Consider the following 26221-nt stretch of genomic DNA (forward strand, 5'->3'; position numbering starts at 1 on the left):
CTGCGATGACTGCCTTGAACCTTAACTGCCAGATCCTGATTGTCGGTGGCGGCGCTGCCGGTATATCGACCGCCGCAAGCCTGCTTGCCCGTGACGCCTCGCTGCAGATCACGCTGGTGGACCCCGCCGACACCCATTACTACCAACCGGGCTGGACGATGGTCGGTGCGGGGGTCTTTGAGCCGCAATCGACGGCGCGCAGTATGGAGTCGCTCATTCCCAAAGGTGTGCAGTGGATCAAGGCTGCAGTAGCGACGTTCGAGCCGCAGGATAACGCCCTGACGCTGGAAGACGGGCGCTCGATTGGCTATCAGCAACTGGTGGTTTGCCCTGGCCTGAAACTGGATTGGGCGGCCATCGACGGGCTGGTCGATACGCTGGGTGCCAATGGCGTGACCTCCAATTATCGTTATGACCTGGCGCCCTACACCTGGAAACTGGTGCAGGGCCTGAAACAGGGGCGCGCGTTATTCACCCAGCCGCCCATGCCGATCAAATGCGCGGGTGCGCCGCAGAAAGCCCTGTACCTGTCCTGCGATCACTGGCTCAAAGCGGGTCGTCTCGGGCAGATCAACGCACAGTTCTATAACGCCGGTGGCGTGCTGTTCGGCGTGGCGGACTATGTTCCTGCGCTGATGACGTATGTTCAACGCTATGCCATCGACCTCAAGTTCAGCCATCGACTGATCGCGGTCGACGGGCCTGGAAAGCGCGCGACGTTCATCCAGACGCTGCCGGACGGAACCTGTGAGACCGTCGAGCAAAGCTTCGAGATGTTGCACGTAGTGCCACCGCAGATTGCCCCGGACTTCATCCGCAATAGCCCGCTGGCCGATGCGGCAGGCTGGGTGGACGTGGATCCCGCCACGCTCAGGCACCGCCGGTTCGCCAACATTCATGGCCTGGGCGATGTCACCAACACCAGCAATGCCAAGACGGCCGCGGCAGCGCGCAAGCAGGCGCCGGTGGCGGCCAACAACGTACTGGTTGCGATGGGTCGTCTGAGTGAACCCGTCATTTACGACGGTTATGGCTCCTGCCCGCTGACGGTCGAAAAAGGCAAGATCGTGCTGGCCGAGTTCACCTATGGCGGCAAGGTCGCCCCCAGCTTTCCGGGCTGGTTGCTGGATGGCCGCAAACCGACCCGTCTGGCGTGGTGGTTGAAGGCGAGCGTGCTGCCGGCGCTGTACTGGAACGGCATGCTCAAAGGCCGTGAATGGCTGGCCCGACCGAAGAAGGCCACAGCCAGACATGATTGATCACTCGCTATTGGGTGCAGGTCTGGGCGTGATCATCGGGGCGGTCCTGGCGTTGACGGGGGCAGGCGGTGGCATTCTGGCAGTGCCGCTGCTGGTATTCGGGCTGGGCCTGACGATTGTCGAAGCAGCGCCGGTAGGCTTGCTGGCTGTCGGCCTTGCCGCCTGGGTCGGTGCGGTATTGGGGCTACGTCAGGGCATCGTGCGCTATCGCGCTGCGGGTTACATTGCGGGTATCGGCGTGCTGATGGCGCCCATCGGTCTCTGGCTTGCCCATCGTTTGCCCAACACGCCGCTGGCGCTGATCTTTTCTGCCGTGTTGCTGTATGCCTGCGGGCGTATCTTCATCAGGGCCAGCCGCGAACTGCGTGATGGCCGCCAGGCACCGCGTGCGCAAATGCTGCCTTGCGTGCTCAACCCGTTGCAAGGTCGCCTGCGCTGGACAATGCCGTGCCTGCGCGCCCTGACGTTCACGGGTATGTGCTCGGGGTTGCTCTCCGGGCTGCTTGGTGTTGGCGGTGGTTTTGTGATCATTCCGGCGCTGACACGCTACAGCGACCTGGACATGAAAAGCGTCGTGGCGACATCGCTTGCGGTAATCGCGCTGGTCTCGACCGGTAGCGTCATCATCGCGTCGCTCAGTGGGGTGATGCACTGGGCAGTGGGCGCGCCCTTCGCACTCGGCGCAGTGGCCGGTTTGCTAGGTGGCAGGCAGGTCGCCCGCTACCTGGCAGGGCCGCGCTTGCAGCAGTTGTTTGCTGTTTGCGGGATTGCGGCAGCGTTGATGCTGGTGTTTGCGGTGGTGCAGGTGTGAGCGCCAGGCATTGAGATCGGATGCCGAGCGTTCAGGGCTGTGTACCGACGCTGGAGCGCCGGCACAATATTTATCCGTCTATCCTGTCAGCCCGGTTGTATTGTGCAATCCGGCCAGCAATAGCCGCTGATACAGTTCCTCGCGCAGGCCTTGAGGCTGGTCGAGTTGCATGCGTTGCAAGTGCTGCGGGAAGGTCTCCGGGTCGGGGGCGTCGAGGGTGGCTTTGCCCAGTTCGAGTATTTCGGTGAGCTTGAGTTTGCTCTTCAGCCAGTTCAATGCGCGCAGCAGATCACGCTCCTCGGGGGTGAAGTCGCAGCCTAGCGGGTACTCGGTGAACAACGACGGATAGTGAGCAGCAATGCCACGCAGGCGCTCCGGCGTATTCTGGGTAAAGCGCGGGTCGAGGATGAAGTCCTTGGGCAATTTACCGGCCTTTTGCGCCTGCTCGATCAAGCCGGGCTGAAACCGCGAATCGCTGATGTTCAGAATGCGTTCGATCACTGTGGCGTCAGTCTGACCGCGCAAGTCAGCGATGCCGTATTCGGTCACGACGATATCGCGCAGGTGCCGGGGTATCGTCGTGTGGCCGTACTGCCAGACGATATTGGAACTGACCTCGCCGCCTGACTCGCGCCAGCTGCGCAGCATCAGAATCGAACGCGCGCCCTCAAGCGCATGGGCCTGCGCGACAAAGTTGTACTGGCCGCCCACGCCGCTCAGCACCCGCCCGTCTTCCAGCTGATCGGCCACCGCTGCACCCATCAGGGTGACGGTGAACGCGCTGTTGATAAAACGCGCATCGCGGCGTTGCAGACGCTTGAGGTCTTCTTGGCCGTAAAGCTCGTTGATGTAGCTGATGGCAGTCATGTTGAACTGCGCCAATCGCTCGGCGGGTAGCTCGCGCAGCCGCTCGTAGAAGCTTGACGGCCCTAGAAAAAACCCACCATGCACGACCACGCCTTCAGGGTGCGCGTCTTCATCCAGCGTGCCCATGTTGGCCAGTCTTTGCAGTTCGGCATCGGCATACACCTTGCGCCGCACAATGCCCGCATCGGCCAGCACCAGCAGCCCGTTTACGAACATCTCGCTGCAACCATAAAGCCCGCTGGCGAAAGGCTGAGAACCGCCTTCCCGGTCGATCAGGGTCTGCCAGTTGCTCATGTTCAGGTCAGCCAGCAGGCTGCGCCAGGTTTCGTTGTCGGCCTGCCGCGCCAGCAATGCGCCGGTCAGTGCGTCGCCCATCGAGCCGATGCCAATCTGCAATGTGCCGCCGTCGCGCACTAGCGTGCTGGCATGCAGACCGATCAGGTGATCCTGGTAACCCACCGGCATGTTGGGCGTGGAAAACAGCGTGCTGTGTTCGTCTTCGTTCAACAGCAGGTCGAAGGCTTCGACGTCCAGCTCCGAGTCGCCCGGCATGTACGGCAGGTCGGCATGGACCTGCCCAAGCATCAGAATGGTCTCCCCGGCAGCGCGCCGTTTGGCGATCATCGGCAGCAGGTCGAGGGTCACGTCGGGGTTGCAACTGAGGCTCAGCGTGCCCGGCCGCTGGTCGTCACGCGCGACCAGTTGCGCCACCAGATTCAGGCCATGGGCGTTGATATCGCGGGCGGCGTGGCTGTAATTGCTGCTGACGTAGTCCTGCTGGGCCGGCGCACTGTCGAGCAGGCTGCCCGGCTGCATGAAGAACTGCTGGACGCGGATGTTGGGAGGCAGCTTGTCGCGGCGCAATGCGGCGAGAAATTCAAGCTCCGGGTAGTCACCGAAGGTGCGTTCCAGAAACGGCTCGAGAAACCGCGCCTGCAAACCCTCACCGGGTGTGGGGCGTCCCAGGGTCAGGGCGGTGTAGATCGTCAGCCGTCGCTCAGGCAGCTGGCTGATGCGCTGGTACAACGCGTTGACGAACCGATTGGGCTTGCCCAACCCCAGCGGCATGCCGAGATGGACATGCTCGGGTAACTGCGCCAGAACGTGATCGACGGCTTGCTCGATGGAACAGGAATACGGCATCCCAGCTCTCCTGAATTGTTATTGGGTGCAGCTTGGACCGTTGATGCAGTGAAAGTGCTGCATGGCGGGTGCGCAGAGCGGCCAGTACGGCTCCGCTCACTCCAGCCCGGACATGCTCCGTATAGCATTCTTCAGTTCGTCGTCAGTGCAATCTGCGCAGCTGCCTTTGGGCGGCATGATGCTCAGGCCTTTCAGGGTGCTGGCCAGCAGGCCATCGAGCCCGCCGGCTTTATTCGCGCGCTCTTCCCAGGCCGCGGTGTCGCCGATTTTCGGCGCTTTCAGCAAGCCGACGCTGTGACAGGCCACGCAGTGCGTGGCAATGATGTCGTCAGGGGATCGGGCGTTGTCGGCAGCCTGGGCGTTGAACGCCCAAACCGTCAGTGCACCTGCGGTGGCCAGAATCTTCAGGGTAAGGTTCACGCTGCACTCATCGCGATAAGGCGCTCAGAAATTGGCGGGTGTTGCCGCGCTGATCAACCGCGCAGGCACGTCGAACGGGTTGCGGAAGCGATGCGGTCGGGTGCTTGCGAAATAGTAGCTGTCGCCCGCTTCTAGCAAGTAGGTGTCGAGCCCGACCACCAGCTCAAGACGCCCTTCCACAAGGATTCCGGTTTCTTCGCCCTCATGAATCAGCATTTCTTCCCCGGTGTCTGCACCCGGCGGGTAGGTTTCGGTGAGAAACGCGATGGCGCGGCCCTGATGCGATTTGCCGACCAGCTTCATGGTCACGGCGCCGTCAGAGATATCGATCAGCTCGCTGGCCTTGTAGACCACCTGAGCTGAGTTTTCCGGCACGGTCTCTTCGGAAAAAAACTCGACCATGGACATGGGAATGCCACCCAGCACTTTGCGCAGGGAGCTGATCGACGGGCTGACGCTGTTTTTCTCGATCATGGAGATGGTGCTGTTGGTCACGCCTGCCCGTTTGGCGAGTTCACGCTGGGACAGGCCCTTGAGCTTGCGAATCGATTGCAGCCGTTCACCCACGTCCAATGCGATATTCCCCCAGTTTTTGTCAGGTCTAGTCGAGATGAACGCCATCATGGCAACAGCGTTCATTATTTACAACACTTCGACCGACACCGCGCGCCTCGGGGGCCTGGCGGACAGATCAGGCAATCAGTTTTCTGAATAGATGCGCGGAACGCGACGCAGGTTGCAGAAGATCTGATAGGGAATGGTGCCTGCTTGCGTGGCCACTTCGCTGGCGAGCACGGCCTTGCCCCACAGCTCGACGCGGCTGCCGAGCCCGGCCTGCGGCACGTCGGTCAGGTCTACGCAGAGCATGTCCATCGACACCCGGCCAAGCAGCCTTGAGCGTTGGCCGTCGATCAGCACCGGCGTACCCGTCGGCGCATGGCGCGGATAGCCGTCGGCGTAGCCCATTGCGACTACGCCGATGCGCAGGGGGCGCTCACTGACGAAAGTCGCGCCGTAACCCACGGCTTCGCCAGCGGGCAGTTCGCGCACGCTGATGACTTTCGATTCAAGGGTCATGACCGGTTGCAGACGCTCGGCAAGCGGCTGCGTCTGGTCAAACGGCGTGGCGCCGTAGAGCATGATGCCGGTGCGTGACCAGTCGCTGGGGATCTTCGGCCAGCCCATCACGGCGGGAGAATTTTTCAGGCTGGTTTCAGCCACAAGCCCTTGGCGAGCGGCTTCAAATACCGCGACCTGCTGATCGCTGCAGGCGCTGTTCAATTCGTCGGCACACGAAAAATGGCTCATCAGGACGACCCTGGCCACTTTGCCGGTCGCCAGTAAACGTTGATACGCCGCGCGATACTCGGAAGGGTGCAGGCCCACACGGTGCATGCCGGTGTCGAGCTTGAGCCAGACCGTCAGAGGTTTGCCAGGCTGCGCCTGTTCAATGGCTTCCAGTTGCCAGATCGCGTGCACCACCGTCCACAGGTCGTGCTCGACAATCAGTGCCAGCTCGTCGGCTTCAAAAAAGCCTTCGAGCAGCAGAATCGGCGCTCGGATACCTGCCGCGCGCAGTTCCAGTGCTTCTTCGATACACGCCACCGCGAAACCGTTGGCCTGCGCTTCCAGTGCCTGAGCGACATGCACCGCGCCGTGACCATAGGCGTCGGCCTTGATGACGGCCAGCGCTCTGCCGCCGCTGCTGTCACGGGCCAGTCGGTAGTTGTGGCGCAGTGCCTGAAGATCAATAAGGGCGCGGGCTGGACGCATGGTGACGTTTCTTGTCTGGAGAGGTGAAAAGGGTCAAAACGCCCGACGCCGAGAGAGCGTCGCCGGGCTTTTCGATGTGTTACGGCAGCGCGGCAATAACCGACAGTTCGACGAGGATTTGCGGCTCGCACAGTTTGGCTTCGACCGTTGCACGCGCAGGTGCGAAGCCCTTGGGCAGCCATTTGTCCCAGACGCTGTTCATGCCCGCGAAGTCGGCGTCGATGTCTTTGAGGTAGATCGTGACCGACAGAATGCGCGTTTTGTCGGTGCCGGCCAGGTCGAGCAAACGCTCGATGCTGTTCAGCACCTCTCGGGTTTGCTGCTCGACACCCGCAGTCATGTCATCGCCTACCTGCCCCGCCAGATAAACAGTGCCATTGTGGACGACGACCTGACTCATGCGCTCATTGGTGAGCTGGCGCTGGATTGACATGCTGTGCATTCTCCTGGGTGTTGCCGTAACGAGAAATATCAAGCCCTGCGGCACTGATCTGAGGTCTCTTGCGGGCAATGAGGTCTGCCAGCAAGCGGCCTGAACCGCACGCCATCGTCCAGCCCAATGTACCGTGACCGGTATTGAGGAACAGGTTGCGCAACGGTGTTGCACCCACGATCGGTGTGCCATCGGGTGTAGTCGGACGCAGCCCGGTCCAGAAACTGGCCTGGCTCAGGTCGCCGCCCTGAGGATAGAGGTCGCCGACGATCATCTCCAGCGTTTCACGCCGACGCGGGTTGAGCGAGAGATCGAACCCGGCGATTTCCGCCATGCCGCCGACCCGGATCCGGTTATCGAAGCGGGTGATGGCGACTTTGTAGGTTTCATCGAGAATGGTTGAAGTCGGTGCCATGGCCGGGTTGCTGATCGGCACGGTCAGCGAATAGCCCTTGAGCGGGTAGACCGGTGCCTTGATGCCCAGCGGCTTGAGCAACTGCGGCGAATAGCTGCCCAGCGCCAGTACGTAGCGGTCAGCGGTTTCCAGTACGCCATCAATCCACACGCCACTGACGGTGTCGCCTGCATGCTCAAGGCGCTCGATGTTCTGCCCGTAACGAAACTCGACACCCAGCTCGACAGCCATCTGGGCCAGGCGCGTGGTGAACAACTGGCAATCGCCGGTCTGGTCGTTGGGCAGGCGCAGTGCGCCACTGAGGATGCCGGTCACACCGGCAAGCGCAGGCTCGACACGGGCAATGCCTGCGCGGTCCAGCAACTCGTAAGGCACGCCGGACTGTTCAAGCACGGCGATATCCTTGGCGGCGTTATCCAGTTGTGCCTGGGTCCGAAACAACTGGGTGGTCCCCAGGCTGCGCCCTTCATAGGCAATGCCGGTTTCGATGCGCAGCTCATCAAGGCAATCGCGGCTGTATTCGGACAGACGCACCATGCGCTCTTTGTTGACGGCATAGCGGTTGGCCGTGCAATTGCGAAGCATTTGCGCCATCCACAGGTATTGATCAATATCTGCGGTGGCTTTGATTGCCAGAGGCGAATGACGCTGCAGCAGCCATTTGATTGCCTTGAGCGGCACACCCGGCGCAGCCCACGGCGAGGCGTAGCCCGGCGAGACCTGACCGGCATTGGCGAAGCTGGTTTCCATGCCGACCGCCGGCTGACGATCGACCACTGTCACCTGGAAGCCGGCACGCGCCAGATAATAAGCACTGGTTGTACCGATTACGCCACTACCAAGGACCAGAACGCGCATGTCGATGACCTCATCGCGGATATCCGCTGACGTTTTAAGTTTTAAGCAAGGATGTGGGCAGTATATTGAGCAATGGGCAGTGCTTCTCACTGTATAAGCATCTATATTTGGCGTTTATTCACGGCAATAAACGCTTTGCTAGAGGGGAAATTACCCGTGCGCACTCAACACCAGTCAAATCGCGAGCTGGACAAGATCGACCGCAACATCTTGCGCATCCTTCAGGCCGACGGTCGTATCTCGTTTACCGAGCTTGGCGAGCGGGTTGGCCTCTCGACCACGCCGTGCACCGAGCGCGTGCGTCGGCTGGAGCGCGAGGGGATCATCATGGGGTACAACGCCCGTCTGAACCCACAGAGCCTCAAGGCCAGCCTGCTGGTGTTCGTGGAAATCAGTCTGGATTACAAGTCCGGTGACACGTTCGAGGAATTTCGCCGCGCGGTCCTCAAGCTGCCGCACGTGCTGGAGTGTCATCTGGTGTCCGGCGACTTCGACTACCTGGTCAAGGCGCGTATTTCCGAAATGGCCTCTTATCGCAAGCTGCTGGGCGACATCTTGCTCAAGCTGCCGCATGTGCGCGAGTCCAAGAGCTACATCGTGATGGAAGAAGTCAAAGAGAGCCTGAACCTGCCGATTGCCGACTGATCATGCTCGCCGGCCTAGACCAGCACTTGCCGGGTTGAGGCCATGTACTCGTGAATCTGCTTTTCGGCCCGTGGATGAATCAGTTCGACCGGACGACGGCCGTTCGGGCACGGCAGGCTTGCGGTGGTGCCGAACAGGCGGCAGATCAGCGGGCGTTCGTCATACACGGTGCAGCCCTGCGGGCCGAGGTGTACACAGTTGAGTTCATTGAAGGCCGCTTCCTGCTCGGCGACCGTCTTGCGCGGCAGGCGCGACATTTCTTCGGACGAGGTCGTCACCGGGCCGCAGCAGTCGTGACAGCCGGGCACGCAGTCGAACGAAGGAATCTGGCGGCGCAGATCGCGGACTTTTTCACGGTTACAGCTCATTGAATCGATCACCCGAACGTGTTGCCGCAAGTGTGCCTCAGTTGGCAGGCGCATGACAGCGGCTTATCCTCCTGACAACCCAGACGCCGCCAACAGGACAAATCCATGAACGCCCGCGTTCAGCACCTAGCCCGTGACGATCAGCATGTTGCCTCCTATTACGCCGCCAGCAGCCACCCGCAAGCGGATCACCCGGCGTTGCAAGGTGAGTTGAAGGTCGATGTGTGTGTCGTGGGTGGCGGGTTTTCCGGGCTTAACACCGCCATTGAGCTGGCCGAGCGTGGGCTGAGTGTTGCGCTGCTGGAAGCACGCAAGATCGGCTGGGGGGCGAGCGGGCGTAACGGCGGCCAATTGATTCGTGGTGTCGGTCATGGCGTCGAGCAGTTTGCCAATGTCATTGGCAGTGAAGGCGTGAGGCAGCTCAAGCTGCTGGGCATCGAAGCGGTTGAAATCGTGCGCCAGCGCATCGAACGGTACGGGATCGAGTGCGACCTGAAGTGGGGTTATTGCGATCTGGCCAACAAGCCGCGTGATCTGCACAGCCTTGCCAAAGACGCCGAGGAGTTGCGCAGCCTGGGTTATCGACATGAGTTGACGTTGCTGCAAGCCGATCAGATGCGCACTGTCGTGGGCTCCGACCGCTATGTCGGCGGGTTGATCGACCTGGGTTCCGGGCATCTGCACCCGTTGAATCTCGCGTTGGGCGAAGCCGCCGTCGCGCAAACGCTGGGTGTGCAAGTGTTTGAGCATTCTGCTGTCACGCGCATCGACTACGGTCCGCAGGTCAAGGTGCACACGGCTCAGGGCTCGGTGCTGGCGAAAACCCTGGTGCTGGGTTGCAACGCTTATCTCAACGAGCTGAACCCGGAAATCAGCGGCAAGGTGTTGCCCGCAGGCAGCTACATCATTGCGACCGAGCCTTTGAGTGAGGCGCAGGCACGCGAGTTGCTGCCGCAGGACATGGCGGTTTGCGACCAGCGGGTAACGGTTGATTACTATCGGCTGTCTGCTGACCGCCGCTTGTTGTTCGGCGGTGCCTGCCATTATTCGGGGCGCGATCCGCAGGATATTGCCGCTTACATGCGCCCCAAAATGCTGGATGTATTTCCGCAACTGGCCAGCGTGGCCATTGATTATCAGTGGGGCGGGATGATCGGGATCGGTGCCAACCGCTTGCCGCAGATTGGCCGACTCAGCCAGCAGCCAAACGTGTTTTACGCCCAGGCTTACTCGGGGCATGGCGTGAATGCCACGCACCTGGCGGGTCGCTTGCTGGCCGAAGCCATCGCCGGGCAACACAGCGACGGCTTCGAACTGTTTGCCAGGGTGCCGCACATGACCTTTCCGGGCGGCAAACACCTGCGCTCGCCGTTACTGGCGCTGGGCATGCTCTGGCATCGCCTGAAAGAGCTGCGCTGAAAGGCTCACGCCCTCCAGAACGGCTTCATCGCCTCCACTCTGGCCTGCTGAAAATCCAGGCCAACGTCGCGCAGTTGATCGTCGGTCAGTGTCAGCAAGGTGCGGCGCGATGCCCAGCGGTGACGATACAGCGCCCAGCGGCTCATGCTCGCCAGTAGGTCGGCCTTTTTCGGGCGGACCGTTCGGAGCACTGTCGGCCAATATTCATTCAATTCCTGGCTGTGAAGCGCAAGGCGCACGTCGCTGAACCCGTTCATCTCCAATTCCCTCATCCTGGGTGGGTGTGGGTCTATGATGAAGCGAACAACCAAACCATTACAGATTCAAAAAGTTCTTATATTTTCCATACAGAAGATTCAAATACGCTGCTGAATGCTATATTTTCGGCTGATCTGTATTGCTTTACAGCGTTGAATAACTTGAGAGTACGCCATGACGCTCTACGTCAACCTTGCCGAACTGCTCGGCTCGCGCATCGAAAACGGCTTTTACCGGCCCGGCGACCGTCTGCCGTCGGTACGCGCCTTGAGCGTCGAACACGGTGTCAGTTTGAGCACCGTGCAGCAGGCGTACCGGGTTCTGGAAGACAGCGGGCTGGCCGCGCCGAAACCCAAATCCGGCTATTTTGTCTCGGTCAGCAGGCATGCACCGGCGCTCCCGGCGGTGGGTCGGCCAGCGCAACGGCCTGTGGATATCTCTCAATGGGATCAGGTGCTGGACCTGATTCGGGTAGCGCCCCGCGAGGCGGTCACCCAACTGGGGCGCGGCATGCCCGACGTCACCAGCCCGACTCTGAAACCGCTGATGCGCGCCTTGGGCCAGTTGAGCCGCCATCAGGACATGCCGGGCCTGTATTACGACAATATTTACGGCGTGCTCAGGCTGCGTGAGCAAATTGCCCGGTTGATGCTCGACTCCGGCTGCAACCTGACCGCCAATGACGTGATCATCACCAATGGCTGTCATGAGGCACTGTCTGCAAGCGTGCGGGCGATCTGCTCGCCCGGTGACATCGTGGCGGTGGACTCGCCAAGCTTCTTCGGTGCCATGCAGACCCTCAAGGGTGTGGGCATGAAGGCGCTGGAAATCCCCACCGACCCGTTGACTGGCATCAGCCTTGAAGCGCTGGAACTGGCCCTTGAGCAGTGGCCGATCAAGGTCATCCAGCTGACGCCCAACTGCAACAACCCGCTGGGTTACGTCATGCCGGAAGCCCGCAAGCGCGCCTTGCTGACCCTGGCGCAACGCTTTGACGTGGCGATCATCGAGGATGATGTGTATGGCGATCTGGCCTACAACTACCCTCGCCCGCGCACCATCAAGTCGTTCGATGAGGATGGCCGCGTGCTGCTCTGCAGTTCGTTTTCCAAAACCCTGGCACCTGGGCTGCGGATTGGCTGGGTCGCGCCGGGCCGCTATCTGGAGCGGGTGCTGCACATGAAATACATCGGCACCGGTTCCACTGCCCCGCAGCCGCAACTGGCCATCGCCGATTTTCTTGAAGGCGGGCATTACGAGCCGCACGTGCGCCGCATGCGTACGCAGTATCAGCGCAGCCGTGACCAGATGATCGACTGGGTGATGCGCTATTTTCCGGAAGGCACCCGCGCCAGTCGTCCACAGGGCAGTTTCATGTTGTGGGTGGAGCTGGCCGAGGATTTTGACACGTTGCGCTTGAATCGCGCCTTGCTGGACAAGGGTGTGCAGATTGCCGTGGGCAGTATTTTTTCGGCCTCGGGCAAATACCGCAACTGCATGCGCATGAACTACGCAGCCAAATCGAGCCGCGAAATCGAGAGCGCCGTGCGTATCGTGGGCGAGACGATTGCGCAACTGATTGCGCAAAGTGACTGACGCGGGCAAATCTTTCCCGGTTTTGTGGGTCATATCGCCAAGTCGAGCCATCTCCAGACGCGGAAGGTCAATTTGAACAACTCATGGGCCTTGCCCTTTTGCTTGCTGGTGGCTGTGTGCGTCAGTGGTTGCGCGCACCAGCAGATCGCCAGCGAGCCGAGCCAGGCCATGCCGCCCTCGGGTTCTGCCTTCGGCCGTTCGATTCAGGCCATGGCGATGCCGCACGAGGGGCGTTCGGGTTTTCGGCTGCTGCCTGACAGCAGCGACGCCTTCAAGGCCCGCGCCGAACTGATCCGTAACGCCAAAACCAGCCTCGACCTGCAGTATTACATCGTCCACGACGGCCTTAGCACGCGCGCGCTGATCGACGAGCTGCTCAAGGCGGCAGACCGTGGCGTGCGGGTGCGCATCCTGCTGGACGACACCACCAGCGATGGCCTCGATCAGGCCATCGCCACGCTTGCTGCGCATCCGAACATTCAGATTCGCCTGTTCAACCCGCAAAACCTGGGCCGCGAAACCGGCGTCACTCGTAGCCTGGGACGCTTGATGAACCTGTCGCGTCAGCACCGGCGCATGCACAACAAGCTGTGGCTGGCCGACAGCAGTGCGGCCATCGTCGGCGGGCGCAATCTGGGCGATGAATACTTCGACGCCGAGCCCAATCTCAATTTCACCGACATCGACATGCTCAGCGTCGGGCCGGTCGCCGAGCAGCTCGGCCACAGCTTTGATCAGTACTGGAACAGCACGCTCAGCAAGCCCATCGATCAATTCATGTACTTCCTGCCCGATGGCCAGGACCTGGCCGAGGCCCGGCAGCGGCTGGACGATTCGCTTGAGCAGGCTCATCAGCAGCACAAGGCGCTGTATGAGCGGTTGATGGCCTACAAGACTCAGCCACGCATGAAAACCTGGCTCAACGAGTTGGTCTGGGCGCATAACCAGGCGCTGTGGGACGCGCCGACTAAAGTGCTGGCACAGGGCGAGCCTGATCCACACCTGCTGTTGACCACGCAACTGGCCCCCGAGCTGCTGAACACTCGCAAGGAGCTGATGCTGATTTCTGCGTACTTTGTGCCCGGTCAGGAAGGCTTGCTGTACCTGACTGGCCGTGCCGATGCCGGGGTCAACGTCAGCCTGCTGACCAATTCGCTGGAAGCCACCGATGTGCCCGCCGTGCATGGTGGTTATGCGCCGTATCGCAAGGCGCTGCTGGAGCACGGTGTGAAGCTGTATGAACTGCGTCGCCAGCCCGGTGAGACCGAAACCATGCGCAGTAGCGGCCCGCATTTGTTCAGGAAAAGCCATTCACTGGTCAGCTCGGAATCGAGCCTGCACAGCAAGGCGATGATCTTTGACCGGCAGAAAGTGTTTGTCGGCTCATTCAACTTCGACCCACGCTCAGTGTTGTGGAACACCGAAGTCGGCGTGCTGGTCGACAGCCCGCAACTGGCCGAAGAACTGCGCGAGCTGACGCTGCAGGGCATGGCCCCGTCGCTCACGTACGAAGCTCGGCTGGAAGAAGGCAAAGTGGTGTGGGTGACCGAGGACAACGGGCAAATCCACACGCTGCACACCGAGCCGGGCGACTGGTGGCGGCGCTTCAATGCATGGATGAGCCGTGCCATCGGTCTTGAAAGAATGCTTTAGGCGCGTGCTGCCTGCGAATCCCCGAACGCGCCGCGCCGCCTGATCAGCATCAGCAGGCCAAAGGCACCTGCAGCCATCATCAGCGGCAAGGCCTCGCCGCTGACCCACTGGCTGCCCGCGCCAGCTATCAAAGGGCCGAGCAGGCAGCCGATGCCCCATAGTTGAGCGACATGCGCGTTGGCGCGGACCAGCAAATCATCGCGATAGCGTTCGCCGATCAGAATCAGCGACAGGGTAAACAGCCCGCCGGCACTGGCACCAAAGACGGTCCACAGCGGCCAGATCAGAGCGGTATCGATCAGCAGCGGCACCAGCAGGCTGGAAATCAGCAGCAAGGCGGCGCAGCCGGTAAACATCGCGCGACGTGAAATGCGGTCGGCGAGCATGCCGATAGGCAGTTGCAGCAGCGCGTCACCGACCACCACCACGCTGACCATGATCAGAGCGATTTGCGGGGTGAAACCGTGACGTATGCAATAAAGCGGCAACAGGGTGAGGATCAGCGCTTCAAATGCGGCAAACAGAGCGACCGCCCAGGCGATGGCAGGCATGCCGCGACAGAAACCGGACAGATCGGCAAGCGTCACATTGCAGGATTCGGTCGACGGCGCCCCGGTACGTCCCAGAAGCAGAAATGGTGAGCCGACCAGCAGCACTACGCCAATCCAGAAACCATAGTCGGCTTCGGTGCCGATCACGCCCAGCAGCAGCGGGCCCGCCAGCTGACTCAATGCGTAGGTGCTGCCATACAGCGCCACCAGACGCCCGCGCAGGCGCTCGATGACCAACTGGTTGATCCAGCTTTCACCCAGCACGAAGACGATGGTCAGGATCGCCCCGAGGGTCAGCCGCAAGACCAGCCAGATCCAGTAGTACGGGAGCAGCGCCAGCGCTCCGACCGAAACCGCCCCGGCCCACAGGCATAGGCGCATCAGACTGGCCGTGCCAAAGCGCGCCGCCAGACGACTGGCCAGCGCCGCGCCGAGCAGCACGCCCACCGCAGGCATCGCCGCCATGATGCCAATGGCAAACGAGCCATAGCCCCAGCCTGCCAGCCGCAATGAAACCAGCGGCATGCTGACGCCCATTGCCAGACCAACCCCCAGCACCGACGCCAGTACGGCAAAATAAGTACCCCAACGCATTTTCAAACTCCTGCTCGGCGTTGCGCTATGCGCTCATCGCACTGTACAAATCCTGAAATGCCTATCGTGCCAATGCTCAGCGCTGGCATGCATGAAAAACAAGGGGAGTTCCATGGTGAGTGAGACCTCTGAATTGCTGGTCGCATTGGACAAGCTGATTCTGTCATTGAAAAGCACAGGTAAAACGGGACCTGCGCAATTCTTTGCGAAGAAGTCTATCGAGCTGCAGGCAGGGGGCACTGCCGATGCTGCGATTCAAGGGCTTTCGACCTGTATCGCAATTGCACAGTACGGTGATTTCACTTTCAGCGAAGAGCGGCTACTGGAAGCGGTTGTGGCGGCCGCTAGTAGAAGCCGCAATTAGAAAGCGCCAGACAGCTAGCGCCCCTCGCGCCCCAACGTTGGAGCAAGCGTAAAGGTTGCGCCTTACAACTTGATCCAGGTGGATTTCAGCTCAGTGTATTTGTCGAACGCGTGCAGCGATTTGTCGCGGCCGTTGCCCGATTGTTTGAAGCCGCCGAACGGCGCGGTCATGTCGCCGCCGTCGTACTGGTTGACCCACACACTGCCCGCGCGCAGTGCTCTGGCGGTCAGGTGCGCCTTGGAGAGGTTCGCGGTCCATACCGCAGCGGCCAGGCCGTATGGCGTGTCGTTGGCGATCTGGATGGCTTCTTCGGCTGTGTCGAACGTCAACACCGAAAGCACCGGGCCGAAGATTTCTTCCTGCGCGATCCTCATGGCATTGTTCACGCCGTCAAAAATCGTTGGCTCGACGTAAGTCCCGCCAGTCTCCTGCAGAATTTGCTTGCCGCCCGCGACCAGCCTGGCGCCATCGGTATGCCCGGCTGCGATGTAAGACAGCACTGTGTTCATCTGCTGAGTATCGACCAGTGCGCCGACATTGGACGCCGGGTCCAGCGGATTGCCGGGTTTCCAGGTGCCAAGGGCTTCGATCACCATTGGCAGGAAGCGATCCTTGATGGAGCGTTCGACCAGCAGGCGCGAACCCGCCGTGCAGACTTCGCCCTGATTGAATGCAATTGCGCTGGCGGCGGAGTCGGCGGCGGCCTGCAGGTCGGGGGCGTCGGCAAAGACGATGTTCGGGCTTTTGCCGCCGGCCTCCAACCAGACGCGCTTCATGTTCGATTCGCCCGCATAGATCATCAGTTGTTTGGCGATTTTGGTCGAGCCGGTGAACACCACCGTGTCCACATCCATGTGCAACGCCAGCGCCTTGCCAACGGTGTGGCCGTAACCCGGCAGCACATTGAGCACGCCCGCCGGAATGCCGGCCTCGATGGCCAATTGCGCGATGCGAATGGCCGTCAGCGGGGATTTTTCCGACGGTTTGAGCACCACCGAGTTGCCGGTGGACAGCGCAGGGCCGAGCTTCCAGCAGGCCATCATCAGCGGGAAATTCCACGGCACGATAGCAGCCACAACACCGACCGGCTCGCGGGTTACCAGGCCCAGTTGGTCATGAGGGGTTGCGGCGACTTCGTCATACAGCTTGTCGATCGCCTCGCCGCTCCAGCTCAGGGCCCGGGCGCCGCCGGGTATGTCGACACCCAGCGAGTCGCTGATCGGCTTGCCCATGTCCAGCGTTTCAAGCAAGGCCAGTTCTTCAGCATTCTGCTCAAGCAACCCGGCGAAACGGATCATGGTGGCCTTGCGTTTGGCCGGGGCCAGTCGTGACCAGGCGCCCGAGTCGAAGGCGCTGCGAGCGCTTTCTACCGCACGCTGGGCGTCGGCGGCATCGCAACTGGCGACCTTGGCAAGCAACCGGCCATCGACCGGGCTGATGCAGTCAAAGGTCTCGCCGGAGGCGGCAGCGGTGTATTCACCTTGAATGAAGGCGCGGCCTTCGATCTTCAGATTTTGGGCGCGTTGTTCCCAGTCAGCACGGGTCAGGGTGGTCATTTTTATGTCCTCCTCTTGTTGAATGCGGGTGTGTCATGGTTGATTAGCGACACGATATGAAAAGTTCAGGAGCGGCCAATACCCTAAACCAGCGGCTTGGCAAAACCAATATATTTGACATGAATAGCCATTACCGGCCATTTTTGTTGATTTTATTAAACGGTCGTTGTGGGTATCCAGGGCATTACTGCCCTGCTTGCTCATTCAACCGTCAACGTATTCAGCGCAAGGATCCAGCATGAGCATTGAAAGCATCGTCGACTTCAGCGAAGCCAGCACCGACGCTGAGCACTATCGCCCGGCGCCGGAAAAAGTCTTCAAGGGCGACCCGGCACAGACGATCTACAACCACTACAACAGCCCATGCGGCCAGATGAGTGCAGGTGTCTGGAATGGCGAGCCTGGGCAGTGGCAGGTCAACTACACCGAGCATGAATATTGCGAGATCGTTCAGGGCGTCAGCGTGCTGCGCGACGAGCAAGGCACTGCCAAAACACTACGTGCAGGTGACCGTTTCGTGATCCCGGCAGGCTTCAAGGGAACATGGGAGGTGCTTGAGGCGTGCCGCAAGATCTACGTGGTGTTCGAGCCGAAACAGGGCTGAGGCTGTTTACACGGATGTGATCAGGGATCTGATGCACGTTGGGGCTGAACCCGCAGGCACAAAAAAGCCCGCTGCGAGGCGGGCTTTTTTGTAGTCGACAGAATCAATTACTTGATTTTGCCTTCTTTGTAGATCACGTGCTTGCGTACAACCGGATCGAATTTTTTGATTTCGATTTTATCCGGAGTAGTACGTTTGTTCTTGTCGGTGGTGTAGAAATGGCCTGTACCAGCGCTCGACACCAAACGGATCAATTCACGCATGATTCTCTCCCTTAAATTTTGCCGTCGCGACGGAGTTCAGCGAGCACAACTTCGATGCCACGCTTGTCGATGATGCGCATGCCTTTAGCAGATACGCGCAGACGAACAAAACGCTTCTCGCCTTCAACCCAGAAGCGGTGATGCTGCAGGTTTGGCAGGAAACGACGACGGGTTTTGTTGTTTGCGTGGGAAATGTTATTCCCAGTCACCGGACCCTTACCGGTAACTTGACATACTCTCGACATGCCTCAGCCCTCTAAAACCACATGCCCAACCCGGCATGGGTTGGCCGCTTAATCTCTCAGTCATTTGGCGCCAGGCGCCGCGTTTCTTTAAGGGTCTTACCGGCTACACCTACAGTGAAGGAACCGGGCCCCTAGAAAAGAGCGCTGCTTTATACCAGAAACCCTGCAATGCAACAACAGGCAAAGCACTTTAGCCCGAATCGTCGCGCCCTGTGCGGCGGTATGCTCAAGCACAGCGGGGGTGCGGGCAAATCGACCGCTCGTCGCACCGTGACGATTGTTCTACGCCATTACATGGTCTAGGGTTAGCTCTTCACCAGACTGCGCCGGCAGATGGACCCCTTTCTGAACAGGAATATAGCCATGCGCCTTACTGCACTTCCCTTTTTGCTTGCCTCCACGCTACTCCCGCTTGCCGCACAGGCGTCGAGCCTTGCGGTCTGCACTGAAGCCAGCCCCGAGGGTTTCGATGTGGTGCAGTATAACTCGCTGACCACCACCAACGCGTCGGCTGATGTGCTGATGAACCGTCTGGTGGACTTCGATGCCAAGAGTGGCAAGCTGGTGCCGAGCCTGGCGCAAAGCTGGACCGTCTCCGCCGACGGCCTGACCTATGATTTCAAGCTGCGCACCGGGGTGAAATTCCACACCACCGACTACTTCACGCCGACCCGCGAATTGAGCGCGGATGACGTGCTGTTCAGCTTCCAGCGCATGCTCGACCCGCAGAATCCGTGGCACAAGATTGCTCAGAGCGGCTTCCCGCATGCGCAGTCCATGCAGTTGCCTGCGCTGATCAAAAGCATCGAAGCGCCTGACGCCCATTCGGTCCGCTTCACGCTCAATCGAGCCGATTCGACTTTCCTTGCCACGCTGAGCATGGGTTTTGCGTCGATCTACTCGGCGGAGTACACCGCGCAGCTCCTGAAAGCGGGCACGCCGGAAAAACTCAACAGCCAGCCAATCGGCACCGGGCCATTTGTCTTCAAGCGCTTCCAGAAAGATGCCGTGGTGCGTTACGAAGCGTTCAAGGATTACTTCGCCGGCAAGTCGGATATCGACACGCTGGTGTATGCCATTACGCCGGACGCCAATGTGCGCCTGCAGAAAATTCGTCAGGACGAGTGCCAGATCGCCCTGTCTCCCAAGCCGCTGGATATTCAGGCAGCCAGCAAGGACGACTCGCTGAAGGTCGAAAAAACCGACGCGTTCATGACTGCATTTGTTGCGATCAACAGCCAGCACCCGCCGTTCGACAAGCCCGAAGTTCGTCAGGCAATCAACCTGGCTTTCGACAAGGCCAACTACCTGAAAGCTGTATTTGAAGGCACCGCCGGCGCTGCCAATGGCCCTTATCCGCCCAATACCTGGAGCTACGCCAAAGACCTGCCTGGCTATCCGCACGATGTTGCCAAAGCCAAGGCATTGCTGGCCAAGGCCGGTTTGAAAGATGGTTTCAAGACCACTGTCTGGACACGGCCTTCCGGCAGCCTGTTGAACCCCAACCCCAGTCTGAGCGCGCAATTGCTCCAGGCTGATCTGAAGCAGATCGGTATCGACGCCGAGATCAAGGTGATCGAGTGGGGCGAGCTGATTCGGCGCGCCAAGGCCGGTGAGCATGATCTGCTATTCATGGGCTGGGCGGGCGATAATGGCGATCCGGATAACTTCCTGACGCCTCAGTTCTCGTGCGCTGCGGTGCAATCGGGGACCAACTTTGCGCGTTATTGCGACAAGACCCTGGACAAGCTGATCGCTGACGGCAAATCCACCAGCGATCAGGCCGAGCGCAGCAAGCTGTATCACCAGGCTCAGCAGCAGATCCAGCAACAGGCGCTGTGGATCCCCCTCGCCCACCCGACAGCCGCTGCACTGGTGCGCAAGGACGTTTCGGGCTATCAGGTCAGCCCCTTCGGACGGCAGGACTTTTACAAGGTGCAGGTGAAGTAACTCGCTGTGTTGATCGTTCCCGTGCCTGGGGCGCTGGAACGATCAATCGGCCCGCTACATCAATCCCTTCTCCACCATCGACAACGGCTCGCCGTCGCCTACGATCACATGGTCAAGCACATGAACATCCACCAGCTTCAGGGCTTCTTTGAGGCGCTTGGTAAGGTCGATGTCGGAGCGGCTGGGCGTTGTAATGCCCGAGGGATGGTTGTGGCAGAGGATCAGGCTGGCGGCGTTGTGCGCCAGCGCCCGCTTCACTACCTGACGTGGGTGCACGTAGGATGCATTGATCGTCCCGCGAAACAGGATCTCGAAGGTCATGACCCGGTGTTTGTTATCGAGAAACAGGCAGGCGAAGACTTCATGCGGCTCGTGTCGAAGCTGGGCCTTGAGGTAGTTACGCACCTGGGTCGGGTTTTCCAGCGCTGAATCGCGGCGCAATGACTCGGCCATGTGCCGGCGCGCCATCTCCATGACGGCCTGTAACTGAGCGAATTTTGCCGGTCCCAGCCCCAGTTGAGCGGTGAAAGCGGGCTGATCAGCATCCAGTAACGATCTGAGCCCGTCGAATTGATTCAAGAGGTGACGCGCCAGGTCTACAGCGCTTTTTCCGGCCACGCCGGTGCGTAAAAAGATCGCCAGCAATTCGGCGTCCGAAAGGCTCGCCGCTCCCAGCTCCAACAAGCGTTCCCGCGGGCGTTCGGCCGCGGGCCAACTGCGAATACTCATAGCACCTCCATGTGGTTGGGCGCCGCTGTTGCACTGCGGTCGCTGTGCTATCTTAGCCCATCTTTTTTGCGCGACGATCTGGCCTGGGGAGGCGTCATGGCCGTCGCGTATTCACTCGACCAAAAAGGCAGGTCTATGCAGCGGCTGTATCGAAAACGCATCGTTCTGGGCGTCGGCGGCGGCATCGCGGCCTACAAGAGCGCTGAGCTGGTCCGCCGATTGCGCGACCAGGGCGCTGAAGTGCGTGTGGTCATGACCAAGGGCGGCGCAGAGTTCATTACGCCGCTGACCATGCAGGCTCTTTCCGGGCACCCTGTGCACCTGGACCTTCTCGACCCGGCCGCCGAGGCCGCGATGGGGCACATCGAGCTGGCCAAGTGGGCCGACCTGATCCTCATCGCACCGGCCACTGCCGACCTGATCGCGCGTCTGGCTCAAGGCATCGCCAACGACCTGCTGACCACCATCGTGCTGGCCACCGACGCAACCGTCGCCATCGCTCCGGCGATGAACCAGGCGATGTGGCGTGATGCTTCCGTGCAGGCCAACACCCGCTTGCTTGAACAGCGCGACTTCCGTGTATTCGGGCCTGCTTCCGGCAGTCAGGCGTGTGGCGATGTCGGCTTCGGGCGCATGCTGGAGGCCGACGATCTGGCCCAGTGCGCGGCCGATTGCTTCCAGCGCCTGACCCTGACCGGCAGGCATGTGCTGATCACCGCAGGCCCTACCCAGGAAAACATCGATCCGGTGCGCTATATCACCAACCACAGCTCCGGCAAAATGGGCTTTGCCCTGGCCGAAGCGGCGGTGGAAGCCGGCGCTCGCGTTACGCTGATCACAGGTCCCGTCAACCTGCCGACGCCGGATCGCGTCTCGCGCATCGACGTGGTCAGTGCCCGCGACATGCTGGCGGCGTGTGAGGCTGCCATCCCGTGTGATCTGTTCATCGCGTCGGCAGCAGTGGCGGACTACCGACCGGAAGTCATTGCCCCGCACAAACTCAAGAAAGATCCTTCAAACGGTGACGGCTTGCTGCTGCAGATGGTCCGTAATCCAGATATTCTGGCGACCATTGCAACCCGCCCGGATCGTCCGTTCAGTGTCGGCTTCGCTGCCGAGACCGAGCACCTGCTCGACTACGCTGCCCGAAAGCTCAAAGACAAAAATCTTGACCTTATTGTCGCCAACGATGTGGCCAACCCCAGCATCGGCTTCAACAGTGAGGAGAACGCTTGCAGCGTGATTGACCGGGCGTTGCACGCAACGCTTTTTGCCCAGACCAGCAAGGCCAAGATTGCCCGCCAGCTGATCACTTTTATCGCCGACCGCATGAATCAGGTTTAACTACGAATGCACGCTCTACAAGCCAAGATCCTCGACCCTCGCATTGGCAACGAATTTCCGCTCCCGGCTTACGCCACCGTGGGTTCGGCCGGCCTGGACCTGCGCGCCATGCTCAAGGAAGACACCCTTCTCGAGCCCGGCCAGACCCTGCTGATCCCAACCGGCCTGTCGATCTACATCGGCGATCCGGGGCTTGCCGCCCTGATTCTGCCGCGCTCCGGCCTGGGTCATAAGCATGGCATCGTGCTGGGCAATCTGGTTGGCCTGATCGACTCCGATTATCAGGGCGAGCTGATGGTGTCTTGCTGGAACCGTGGTCAGACTGCATTCACCATCGCAGTGGGCGAGCGTATTGCACAACTGGTGCTGGTGCCTGTGGTACAGGCCCGTTTCGAGCTGGTAGAAGAATTCGACGAAAGTCAGCGTGGCACAGGCGGCTTCGGTCACTCCGGCAGCCATTGATTGTTATCATTCGGCTCATGAAACGGTTGCGCATCAAGGCTCAGGGAGAGGTCGGTGAAAGGCACTCAGCACAGCGCTTTAAAGCAAGCCATACCCGCCGATAACGCTCCCCCGGCTGCGAGCCTCAATGCGCTTGCGCCGGGTCTTGTGCCAGCTGCAGTCGGCCTGATCATCGCGGCGGCGCTGGTCTGGGTTGCCCTGATGACCGGCCCGCAGCAGCAGGATCAACTGGTGCAGGCATGGGGCGGCAGTCAGGCGTCAGCGGTCAGCCTGGCGCTGCGGCAGATCAATGCCGACACTCAGGCCGCGGCGTCCAGCGCAGCGCTGGTTCAGGCGCTGCAAAGCAATGACGCCAGTGCGCGGGTGGCTGCGCAGGAGCGCGTTACTCGTTGGGGCGGTCTGTCAGGCGCACGGCTTTATCCCAAGGGGCTGGCTGATGTCGATACGCAAGGCGTGCTGCCGGTCAGCTTTGCCACGCTGGATATGCTCAACAAGGTTGCGCAGGGCGAAGGGGTTGCCCCGGAGGCTCGCAAGGTCGGTGAGCGCTGGCTGATCTACAGCGCAGCGCCGGTACGTGCGGGCGCAGATCAGCCGGTTCTGGGTACATTGCTGCTGGCCTTCGACATGCAGCGCTTGCTCGATGCCTTGCCCGTGCTGCCGGCCGAGGCTGGGCAAATCGTCCTCAGTCAGCAGTTCGGCAGCGGACCTGCGCAGGTTTTTCTGCAGCGCGGGCAGGCAGACGGCGACAAGCCGCAAGGGTTCGATACCGGCTTTGCCGGCTGGAAGCTTGAGTTCACGCCGGGTGCGGGGCTAAAAACTTCGCCCTCCATCGTGCTTTTGCTGTTGGCACTGATTATTGCTGGAGCAGGTGTGCTGCTTGGCCTGCACCGTAATGAAAGGGTTTTGCAGCGGCGTATTTGTGCCGATGCGCGGCAGCTGGATCAGCTGCTTCAAGAACTCTCACGCGGAAAAGCCGTCAAACCTTTCGGTTTGAGCCTCCCGGCCCTCAGTGGTCTGGCTCAGGCCCTTGCTCGTGTTTCGCTTCGTAGTCAGCCTCAGGCCGTGCCTGTACAGGCGACCAGCGAGCAGCATGGCGCAAATATTACCCAAGACAGTACTTCGCCTGCAGTCGTTGCGTCGCGTACCGACTGGACCGATCCGCTGTTTCAAGATACCGATATTCTTGATATCGACCTTCTCGACGAAAACCAGGACTTCCTGAGATCGGAGCATCCCCTCGCTATGAACAGCCCAGCATCCGTGGCACCCATTCTCCCCGACACCATTTTCCGTGCGTATGACATCCGCGGCGTGGTCGGAGATACCCTCAACGCTGAAACGGCGTACTGGATCGGTCGCGCAATCGGCTCCGAAAGCCTGGCGCAGAACGAACCCAATGTCAGCGTTGGCCGCGATGGTCGTCTTTCCGGCCCTGAGCTGGTGCAGCAACTGATCCAGGGCCTGCACGACAGCGGTTGCCATGTCAGCGACGTCGGTCTGGTGCCGACGCCTGCGCTGTATTACGCAGCCAACGTGCTGGCCGGCAAGACCGGCGTCATGTTGACCGGTAGCCACAACCCCAAGGACTACAACGGCTTCAAGATCGTCATCGCGGGCGATACCCTCGCCAACGAGCAGATCCAGGCGCTGCACGAGCGCATCAAGACCAACAACCTGACCTCGCAAAAAGGCAGCATCACCCAAGTCAACATCCTCGATCGCTACTTCAAGCAGATCAAGGACGACATCGTCATGGCGCGCAAGCTCAAGGTCGTGGTCGATTGCGGCAATGGTGCGGCAGGTGTGATCGCCCCGCAGTTGATCGAAGCGCTGGGCTGCGAAGTGATTTCCCTGTTCGCCGAGGTGGACGGCAACTTCCCGAACCACCACCCGGATCCGGGCAAGCTGGAAAACCTGCAAGACCTGATCGCCAAGGTCAAGGAAACCGGTGCCGATCTGGGTCTGGCCTTCGACGGTGACGGCGATCGTGTCGGTGTTGTGACCAACGCAGGCAATGTGGTTTATCCCGACCGCCTGTTGATGCTGTTCGCGCTGGATGTACTCAAGCGCAATCCGGGTGCCGACATCATTTTCGACGTCAAATGCACACGTCGCCTGACGCCGCTGATCAGCGAACACGGTGGTCGTCCGGTCATGTGGAAAACCGGTCACTCGCTGATCAAGAAAGAAATGAAAAAAAGCGGCGCGTTGCTGGCTGGCGAAATGAGCGGCCATATCTTCTTCAAGGAGCGCTGGTTCGGTTTCGATGACGGCATCTACAGCGCGGCACGTCTGCTGGAGATCCTCAGCCAGGAACCGGCCAATTCCGAAGACCTGTTCGAGACCTTCCCGAACGACATTTCGACGCCTGAAATCAACATCAAGGTGACGGACGTCACCAAGTTCAGCATCATTGAGGCCCTTGAGAAAGACGCCCAATGGGGCGACGCCAAACTGACCACTATCGACGGTGTCCGTGTGGACTATCCGAAGGGCTGGGGTCTGGTTCGCGCTTCCAACACCACGCCGGTGCTGGTGCTGCGTTTCGAGGCTGAAACCCAGGCCGAACTGGAGCGTATACAGGGCGTGTTCCACGCTGAGCTCAAGAAAGTTGCGCCGGACCTCGACCTGCCATTTTGATTGTTTTTCCTTTTGACTGGAGCCCTGAATGACCCTCGAACGTGATGCCGCCTCTAATGTAGCCAAGGTTCTTTCCGAAGCGCTGCCGTACATTCGCCGTTTCGTCGGCAAGACGCTGGTTATCAAGTACGGCGGCAACGCCATGGAGAGCGAGGAGCTGAAAACCGGCTTCGCGCGCGACATCGTGTTGATGAAAGCGGTCGGTATCAACCCGGTGGTGGTTCATGGCGGCGGGCCGCAGATCGGTGATCTGCTCAAGCGCCTGTCCATCGAGAGCCATTTCATCGATGGCATGCGCGTCACTGACGCACAGACCATGGACGTAGTGGAGATGGTGCTGGGCGGCCAGGTCAACAAGGACATCGTCAACCTGATCAACCGTCATGGCGGCAGCGCCATCGGTCTGACCGGCAAGGACGCTGAGCTGATTCGTGCGAAGAAGCTCACCGTCACGCGCCAGACGCCGGAGATGACCAAGCCGGAAATCATCGACATCGGTCAGGTGGGCGAAGTAGTCGGGGTTAATACCGGCTTGCTGAACATGCTGGTCAAAGGGGATTTCATTCCGGTCATCGCGCCTATTGGTGTGGGGCCGGATGGCGAGTCCTACAACATCAATGCTGACCTGGTAGCGGGTAAGGTTGCCGAGGCCCTCAAGGCCGAGAAGCTGATTCTGCTGACCAACATCGCCGGTTTGATGAACAAGCAGGGCGAGGTATTGACTGGCCTGACCACCGAGCAGGTCGATGGTCTGATCGCTGACGGCACTATCTACGGCGGCATGCTGCCGAAGATCCGTTGCGCGCTGGAAGCGGTTCAGGGCGGCGTCAACAGCTCGCATATCATCGATGGGCGAGTGCCTAACGCGGTCTTGCTGGAAATCTTCACCGACAGCGGTGTGGGTACCCAGATTACCAACCGCAAGCGGCATTGATTCAGGCGTAACACCTAAAGCCCCGTGAGCTGACGCTGACGGGGCTTTTTGGTTCTTATGTCCCGTC

General features: G+C 60.4%; 26 protein-coding genes. 13 read left to right on the top strand and 13 right to left on the bottom strand.

Annotated features, from left to right (window positions below; all coding sequences use genetic code 11):
- Positions 1–5 precede the first annotated feature (5 nt).
- Both QRN38_RS10830 and QRN38_RS10835 read left to right on the top strand, forming a co-directional pair.
- Positions 6–1259, top strand: coding sequence for an NAD(P)/FAD-dependent oxidoreductase (locus QRN38_RS10830; RefSeq protein WP_057418703.1), 1254 nt, complete (start codon positions 6–8; stop codon positions 1257–1259).
- Complete coding sequence (locus tag QRN38_RS10835; RefSeq protein ID WP_005769520.1) at positions 1252–2070, top strand: sulfite exporter TauE/SafE family protein; 819 nt, start codon at positions 1252–1254, stop codon at positions 2068–2070. The genes QRN38_RS10830 and QRN38_RS10835 overlap by 8 nt, the downstream gene beginning before the upstream one ends.
- A 78-nt stretch (positions 2071–2148) precedes the next feature.
- On the opposite strand, the gene QRN38_RS10840 is transcribed toward QRN38_RS10835, so the two are convergent.
- From QRN38_RS10840 to dadA, 6 genes are all read right to left on the bottom strand, one after another.
- Positions 2149–4080, bottom strand: coding sequence for an acetyl-CoA hydrolase/transferase C-terminal domain-containing protein (locus QRN38_RS10840; protein ID WP_007246492.1), 1932 nt, complete (start codon positions 4078–4080; stop codon positions 2149–2151).
- A gap of 96 nt (positions 4081–4176) precedes the next feature.
- Positions 4177–4500, bottom strand: a complete 324-nt coding sequence (locus QRN38_RS10845) for a c-type cytochrome (protein ID WP_005769524.1) — start codon at positions 4498–4500, stop codon at positions 4177–4179.
- Positions 4501–4524: 24 nt separating this feature from the next.
- Positions 4525–5073 (bottom strand): cupin domain-containing protein, encoded by a 549-nt coding sequence (locus tag QRN38_RS10850; RefSeq protein ID WP_010208319.1) that lies wholly within the window; start codon positions 5071–5073, stop codon positions 4525–4527.
- Positions 5074–5199: 126 nt separating this feature from the next.
- The gene (gene alr, locus QRN38_RS10855) at positions 5200–6273 is read right to left on the bottom strand and encodes an alanine racemase (protein WP_057418704.1); all 1074 of its coding nucleotides are present in this window, start codon (positions 6271–6273) and stop codon (positions 5200–5202) included.
- A 79-nt stretch (positions 6274–6352) separates the two neighbouring features.
- Entirely contained in the window at positions 6353–6706 is a 354-nt protein-coding gene (locus QRN38_RS10860; RefSeq protein WP_005769531.1) for a RidA family protein, read from the bottom strand.
- Positions 6678–7979, bottom strand: coding sequence for a D-amino acid dehydrogenase (gene dadA, locus QRN38_RS10865; RefSeq protein WP_024668382.1), 1302 nt, complete (start codon positions 7977–7979; stop codon positions 6678–6680). Before dadA ends, QRN38_RS10860 begins: the two co-directional genes overlap by 29 nt.
- Positions 7980–8135: 156 nt before the next feature.
- Here dadA and QRN38_RS10870 point away from each other — a divergent pair, with 156 nt between their 5' ends.
- The gene (locus QRN38_RS10870) at positions 8136–8624 is read left to right on the top strand and encodes an Lrp/AsnC ligand binding domain-containing protein (RefSeq protein WP_004655323.1); all 489 of its coding nucleotides are present in this window, start codon (positions 8136–8138) and stop codon (positions 8622–8624) included.
- A 14-nt stretch (positions 8625–8638) separates the two neighbouring features.
- Here the strand turns inward: QRN38_RS10870 and QRN38_RS10875 are convergent, their stop codons facing one another.
- Positions 8639–8992 carry a YkgJ family cysteine cluster protein gene (locus tag QRN38_RS10875; RefSeq protein ID WP_005769534.1) on the bottom strand — a complete coding sequence of 118 codons (354 nt, stop codon included), beginning with the start codon at positions 8990–8992 and terminating at the stop codon, positions 8639–8641.
- A gap of 105 nt (positions 8993–9097) precedes the next feature.
- On the opposite strand from QRN38_RS10875, the gene QRN38_RS10880 reads away from it, so the two are divergent.
- Positions 9098–10411: an NAD(P)/FAD-dependent oxidoreductase gene (locus QRN38_RS10880; protein WP_057418705.1), complete on the top strand. Its 1314-nt coding sequence runs from the start codon at positions 9098–9100 to the stop codon at positions 10409–10411.
- A 5-nt stretch (positions 10412–10416) separates the two neighbouring features.
- On the opposite strand, the gene QRN38_RS10885 is transcribed toward QRN38_RS10880, so the two are convergent.
- A complete protein-coding gene (locus tag QRN38_RS10885) occupies positions 10417–10668 on the bottom strand; it encodes a DUF1127 domain-containing protein (protein ID WP_054090651.1) in 252 nt (83 codons plus the stop codon).
- A gap of 175 nt (positions 10669–10843) precedes the next feature.
- On the opposite strand from QRN38_RS10885, the gene QRN38_RS10890 reads away from it, so the two are divergent.
- Both QRN38_RS10890 and QRN38_RS10895 read left to right on the top strand, forming a co-directional pair.
- The gene (locus QRN38_RS10890; protein ID WP_054090652.1) at positions 10844–12265 is read left to right on the top strand and encodes an aminotransferase-like domain-containing protein; all 1422 of its coding nucleotides are present in this window, start codon (positions 10844–10846) and stop codon (positions 12263–12265) included.
- A 72-nt stretch (positions 12266–12337) separates the two neighbouring features.
- Complete coding sequence (locus QRN38_RS10895) at positions 12338–13918, top strand: phospholipase D family protein (protein WP_057418706.1); 1581 nt, start codon at positions 12338–12340, stop codon at positions 13916–13918.
- Here QRN38_RS10895 and QRN38_RS10900 read toward each other — a convergent pair.
- The gene (locus QRN38_RS10900; protein ID WP_057418707.1) at positions 13915–15063 is read right to left on the bottom strand and encodes an MFS transporter; all 1149 of its coding nucleotides are present in this window, start codon (positions 15061–15063) and stop codon (positions 13915–13917) included. The genes QRN38_RS10895 and QRN38_RS10900 overlap by 4 nt on opposite strands.
- Before the next feature lie 112 nt (positions 15064–15175).
- On the opposite strand from QRN38_RS10900, the gene QRN38_RS10905 reads away from it, so the two are divergent.
- Complete coding sequence (locus QRN38_RS10905; protein WP_007246503.1) at positions 15176–15427, top strand: hypothetical protein; 252 nt, start codon at positions 15176–15178, stop codon at positions 15425–15427.
- A 62-nt stretch (positions 15428–15489) separates the two neighbouring features.
- Here QRN38_RS10905 and QRN38_RS10910 read toward each other — a convergent pair whose 3' ends face one another.
- Positions 15490–16983, bottom strand: coding sequence for an aldehyde dehydrogenase (locus QRN38_RS10910; RefSeq protein ID WP_057418708.1), 1494 nt, complete (start codon positions 16981–16983; stop codon positions 15490–15492).
- Between the two features lie 238 nt (positions 16984–17221).
- Here QRN38_RS10910 and QRN38_RS10915 point away from each other — a divergent pair, with 238 nt between their 5' ends.
- A complete protein-coding gene (locus QRN38_RS10915; protein ID WP_005769553.1) occupies positions 17222–17587 on the top strand; it encodes a cupin domain-containing protein in 366 nt (121 codons plus the stop codon).
- 107 nt (positions 17588–17694) lie between these two features.
- Here the strand turns inward: QRN38_RS10915 and rpmG are convergent, their stop codons facing one another.
- Positions 17695–17850 (bottom strand): 50S ribosomal protein L33, encoded by a 156-nt coding sequence (gene rpmG / locus QRN38_RS10920; RefSeq protein WP_002551515.1) that lies wholly within the window; start codon positions 17848–17850, stop codon positions 17695–17697.
- An 11-nt stretch (positions 17851–17861) separates the two neighbouring features.
- Positions 17862–18095, bottom strand: a complete 234-nt coding sequence (gene rpmB, locus QRN38_RS10925; RefSeq protein ID WP_002551514.1) for a 50S ribosomal protein L28 — start codon at positions 18093–18095, stop codon at positions 17862–17864.
- Positions 18096–18458: 363 nt separating this feature from the next.
- Here rpmB and QRN38_RS10930 point away from each other — a divergent pair, with 363 nt between their 5' ends.
- Positions 18459–20045 (top strand): ABC transporter substrate-binding protein, encoded by a 1587-nt coding sequence (locus tag QRN38_RS10930; protein WP_057418709.1) that lies wholly within the window; start codon positions 18459–18461, stop codon positions 20043–20045.
- Between the two features lie 54 nt (positions 20046–20099).
- Here QRN38_RS10930 and radC read toward each other — a convergent pair whose 3' ends face one another.
- Positions 20100–20774 carry a RadC family protein gene (radC, locus tag QRN38_RS10935; protein WP_057418710.1) on the bottom strand — a complete coding sequence of 225 codons (675 nt, stop codon included), beginning with the start codon at positions 20772–20774 and terminating at the stop codon, positions 20100–20102.
- 135 nt (positions 20775–20909) lie between these two features.
- On the opposite strand from radC, the gene coaBC reads away from it, so the two are divergent.
- Genes coaBC through argB form a run of 4 tightly spaced genes read left to right on the top strand, consistent with a single transcriptional unit; the run spans position 20910 to position 26154 of the window.
- Complete coding sequence (gene coaBC / locus QRN38_RS10940) at positions 20910–22118, top strand: bifunctional phosphopantothenoylcysteine decarboxylase/phosphopantothenate--cysteine ligase CoaBC (RefSeq protein ID WP_005769557.1); 1209 nt, start codon at positions 20910–20912, stop codon at positions 22116–22118.
- Between the two features lie 6 nt (positions 22119–22124).
- On the top strand, positions 22125–22580 hold the full coding sequence (gene dut / locus QRN38_RS10945; RefSeq protein WP_011102984.1) for a dUTP diphosphatase: 456 nt from the start codon (positions 22125–22127) through the stop codon (positions 22578–22580).
- A 54-nt stretch (positions 22581–22634) separates the two neighbouring features.
- Entirely contained in the window at positions 22635–25220 is a 2586-nt protein-coding gene (locus tag QRN38_RS28015; protein WP_057418711.1) for a phosphomannomutase/phosphoglucomutase, read from the top strand.
- Between the two features lie 28 nt (positions 25221–25248).
- Positions 25249–26154 (top strand): acetylglutamate kinase, encoded by a 906-nt coding sequence (argB, locus tag QRN38_RS10955; RefSeq protein ID WP_002551508.1) that lies wholly within the window; start codon positions 25249–25251, stop codon positions 26152–26154.
- The last annotated feature ends 67 nt before the right edge of the window (positions 26155–26221 follow it).

Origin of the sequence: Pseudomonas sp. CFBP2511 (assembly GCF_030209255.1) — a bacterium.
Classification (GTDB): domain Bacteria; phylum Pseudomonadota; class Gammaproteobacteria; order Pseudomonadales; family Pseudomonadaceae; genus Aquipseudomonas; species Aquipseudomonas avellanae.

Coding starts and splice junctions, on each gene's coding strand:
- dadA (WP_024668382.1), bottom strand. CDS start 7,979: ATGCGCGTTCTGGTCCTTGGTAGTGGCGTAATCGGTACAACCAGTGCT.
- dut (WP_011102984.1), top strand. CDS start 22,125: ATGCACGCTCTACAAGCCAAGATCCTCGACCCTCGCATTGGCAACGAA.
- QRN38_RS10830 (WP_057418703.1), top strand. CDS start 6: ATGACTGCCTTGAACCTTAACTGCCAGATCCTGATTGTCGGTGGCGGC.
- QRN38_RS10905 (WP_007246503.1), top strand. CDS start 15,176: ATGGTGAGTGAGACCTCTGAATTGCTGGTCGCATTGGACAAGCTGATT.
- radC (WP_057418710.1), bottom strand. CDS start 20,774: ATGAGTATTCGCAGTTGGCCCGCGGCCGAACGCCCGCGGGAACGCTTG.
- QRN38_RS10840 (WP_007246492.1), bottom strand. CDS start 4,080: ATGCCGTATTCCTGTTCCATCGAGCAAGCCGTCGATCACGTTCTGGCG.
- QRN38_RS10890 (WP_054090652.1), top strand. CDS start 10,844: ATGACGCTCTACGTCAACCTTGCCGAACTGCTCGGCTCGCGCATCGAA.
- QRN38_RS10880 (WP_057418705.1), top strand. CDS start 9,098: ATGAACGCCCGCGTTCAGCACCTAGCCCGTGACGATCAGCATGTTGCC.
- coaBC (WP_005769557.1), top strand. CDS start 20,910: ATGCAGCGGCTGTATCGAAAACGCATCGTTCTGGGCGTCGGCGGCGGC.
- rpmB (WP_002551514.1), bottom strand. CDS start 18,095: ATGTCGAGAGTATGTCAAGTTACCGGTAAGGGTCCGGTGACTGGGAAT.
- alr (WP_057418704.1), bottom strand. CDS start 6,273: ATGCGTCCAGCCCGCGCCCTTATTGATCTTCAGGCACTGCGCCACAAC.
- QRN38_RS10860 (WP_005769531.1), bottom strand. CDS start 6,706: ATGTCAATCCAGCGCCAGCTCACCAATGAGCGCATGAGTCAGGTCGTC.
- QRN38_RS10900 (WP_057418707.1), bottom strand. CDS start 15,063: ATGCGTTGGGGTACTTATTTTGCCGTACTGGCGTCGGTGCTGGGGGTT.
- QRN38_RS10875 (WP_005769534.1), bottom strand. CDS start 8,992: ATGAGCTGTAACCGTGAAAAAGTCCGCGATCTGCGCCGCCAGATTCCT.
- rpmG (WP_002551515.1), bottom strand. CDS start 17,850: ATGCGTGAATTGATCCGTTTGGTGTCGAGCGCTGGTACAGGCCATTTC.
- QRN38_RS10930 (WP_057418709.1), top strand. CDS start 18,459: ATGCGCCTTACTGCACTTCCCTTTTTGCTTGCCTCCACGCTACTCCCG.
- argB (WP_002551508.1), top strand. CDS start 25,249: ATGACCCTCGAACGTGATGCCGCCTCTAATGTAGCCAAGGTTCTTTCC.
- QRN38_RS10885 (WP_054090651.1), bottom strand. CDS start 10,668: ATGAACGGGTTCAGCGACGTGCGCCTTGCGCTTCACAGCCAGGAATTG.
- QRN38_RS10915 (WP_005769553.1), top strand. CDS start 17,222: ATGAGCATTGAAAGCATCGTCGACTTCAGCGAAGCCAGCACCGACGCT.
- QRN38_RS10910 (WP_057418708.1), bottom strand. CDS start 16,983: ATGACCACCCTGACCCGTGCTGACTGGGAACAACGCGCCCAAAATCTG.
- QRN38_RS10835 (WP_005769520.1), top strand. CDS start 1,252: ATGATTGATCACTCGCTATTGGGTGCAGGTCTGGGCGTGATCATCGGG.